4 protein-coding genes are annotated in these 2912 nt (G+C 38.3%); all 4 read right to left on the bottom strand.

The window, feature by feature from the left end:
* A partial coding sequence (locus QZ548_RS08805) for a tRNA pseudouridine(55) synthase TruB (RefSeq protein WP_295869772.1) occupies positions 1-935 on the bottom strand: 935 nt, incomplete at its 3' end.
* Positions 935-1879, bottom strand: coding sequence for a bifunctional oligoribonuclease/PAP phosphatase NrnA (locus QZ548_RS08800; protein ID WP_295825692.1), 945 nt, complete (start codon positions 1877-1879; stop codon positions 935-937). The genes QZ548_RS08805 and QZ548_RS08800, both read right to left, overlap by 1 nt.
* A gap of 17 nt (positions 1880-1896) precedes the next feature.
* Positions 1897-2253: a 30S ribosome-binding factor RbfA gene (gene rbfA / locus QZ548_RS08795; protein WP_005386857.1), complete on the bottom strand. Its 357-nt coding sequence runs from the start codon at positions 2251-2253 to the stop codon at positions 1897-1899.
* Positions 2254-2262: 9 nt separating this feature from the next.
* The coding region (locus QZ548_RS08790; protein WP_367113083.1) for a translation initiation factor IF-2 at positions 2263-2912 on the bottom strand (650 nt) is incomplete at its 5' end.

The raw sequence follows: 2912 nt of genomic DNA, 5'->3' as shown, positions 1-2912 counted from the left end.
TCAATAAAAATATTTTTTTCCACCTTTAAGGAGTGGTTTGTTCGTTTCATAATACCAATAAAACCATGCGGTCCATAGGCTCTATACAAATTATCTGGCTCAGTGAAAAAAAATTCACTGTTAATAGGCAACTCCTTGCCTTGCACCATCATCTTTAATTGTACACTATTTACCATCACTTTTGAAAGATGAGAAACGGCTGTATCCGTTGGTAACAATAGGCTTTCACCATGAAGCATCAACTCTTCAGCCATTTTAGCAGAATCAATATCAAATGGTCCTACTTGGGTACGTGCCAAAGATGTCATATTTCCTGGTATACCTAATGAAACACAGATATCACGCAATAATGAACGAATATAGGTGCCTCCAGAACAAGTTACACGAACTGTAAAATAAGGAAAACCATACGCTATCAGCTCAATATGTTTAATATGAATCTGACGTAATGGTAATTCTACAGGAATCCCTTTACGAGCATATTCATAAGCACGTATACCATTTATCTTAATAGCAGAATATTTTGATGGTCTCTGATCTTGAATACCAATAAAGGTATTTAATGTATTAACTAATTCATCAAAAGTAGGTTTAAGCATAGCATTGGATAGTTCTGAACTTTGAATGGATTCATTCACTCGAACACCGTCTCGCAATACCATATCTTTATCAGGTAATACAGCTTGTCCAGAACTATCTTCAGTATCGGTAAAAGTACCAAATTTACATTCTGCCACATAGGTTTTATCAAACCCCTCTGTATACTCAATAAGCCGCGTAGCCTTACCAAGAAAAACGGGTAACACACCATAGGCCATAGGATCTAAAGTACCACTATGACCAATGCGCTTTTCTTTTAAAATGCGACGACAAATAGCAACAGCATCATGGCTTGTTATACCAGGAGGTTTTAAAAATGGTAAAATGCCATCCATTATTTAATCACCTCAATGAGAGCCTGTTTCGCTTCTTGTAATGGTAGATTAATCGTACAACCGGAAGCTCGAATATGACCGCCACCGCCAAAATTGCTAGCAATAGCATTCACGTCGGTACCTTTAGATCGTAAACTTACCCGTGTTCTGTCATCAGCTTCAGCTTTCAATAAAATAGCTATATCAACAGTATCTACATTTCTAATAATATCCACAAAGCCATCTGTATCATCGCCGAGAATGTTCATAGCCTCGCGATTCAACTCGATGGTAGCTACTGTATTATTCTTGTAGAACTCAATAGTTTGCATAACTTGTTTTGTTAATTCCAGACGACTTGCAGACACAGCCTCAATCGTTTCAGAAATAACATTAGGTCTAGCACCGGCTGCTACACATTTAGCAGCCATTTCTAACGTATTGGCAGTTGTATTGCTAAATTTAAAGAAACCACAGTCAGTAGCAATAGCCATATATAAAGCAGTACCCATAGACTCGGTGATAGGCCAATTCCATTTTGTACATAAATCGGTAACGATTTCACCAGTAGCAGCAAAGTCAGGCTTCAAATATAGATGATCAGCAAATTCCGTATTAGAAATATGGTGGTCTATATTAAAAATAGGTGCACTCCATAGTGCACCTACTTTGCCAATTCGCTCATACGTGCTAGCATCCAATACCATTAGCATATCAATATCAACAGGGTTTGTTTTAAAATACGCTACATCATGGATGTGGTCCGTATATCGTAAGAATGAGTACTTCTCAGGAACTACATCATCCACTACCATATATACAGTTTTACCTTGCCCTACAAGGGCTTCGTAAAAGGCCACCATGGACCCGATAGCATCGCCATCAGGTCTGACATGGACGGTTAGCATAATAGAATTAGCTTCACACAGAGCCATATGTAATTGATTAATAGTAATCTTACTCATGTTCTGTATCCTTTGTGTTAATTTTTTTCTTCGTCCTTTTTGATTTCATTCAAAAGGGATTCAATATGCATGCTATAGTCTAAAGACGTATCCTTATCGAATGTGATAGAAGGAATATGGCGCAATTTAAGTACTTTGCCAAGTTCCGTACGAATATGACCCGCTGCATGCTTTAAAGCGATAAGTGTATCTTCTTTTTCCTTATCGGAACCAAACAAGGAGACATAAATCGTAGCTTCACGCAAATCACCTGTTACATGAACATCGGTAATAGTAGTGAAGCCGATGCGTGGATCTTTCAATCCGCGCATCAACATTTGACTTACCTCTTGTTTGATAAATTCTTGTAATTTTCTGACACGAACGTCACTCATATAAACCTCCTAAATTTGAGGTGCAATTTCTTCCATCAAGTACGCTTCGATTACGTCGCCTTCCTTGATGTCGCGGTAACCTTCTAAGGAAATACCACATTCGAAGGATGTTTTAACTTCTTTAACTTCGTCTTTGAATCGACGTAAAGAGTCAACTTTACCTTCAAATACGACAATACCATCACGAATCAAACGAACTTCAGAGTCGTTAGTAATACGACCTTCTGTTACATAAGAACCAGCAACGATAGCCTTAGGTGTAGAGATAACTTGACGCACCTCTGCACGACCAACGACAACCTCTTTGAATTGAGGAGCTAACATACCACGCATCGCAGACTCAACGTCATTGATAGCATCATAAATTACGCGATATGTACGAAGGTCAACTTTTTCATTTTCTGCAGCACGACGAACATTAGCATCTGGACGTACGTTGAAGCCCATTACGATTGCATTAGATGCAGAAGCCAACATGATATCGGATTCGTTAATAGCACCTACTGCAGCATGAACGATAACAATACGTACTTCAGGATTTTTAATGCCTTCTAAAGATTGACGTAATGCTTCTACAGAACCTTGAACGTCAGCTTTAATGATTATGTTAAGGTCTTTTAACTCACCTTGTTGAATTTGGTTGAAGATATCATCCAATG

The sequence above is a fragment of the uncultured Veillonella sp. genome (assembly GCF_915069625.1).
Classification (GTDB): domain Bacteria; phylum Bacillota; class Negativicutes; order Veillonellales; family Veillonellaceae; genus Veillonella.
Note: the sequence above shows the minus strand (reverse complement) of the source record. Positions and strands in the feature narration are given on the sequence as shown.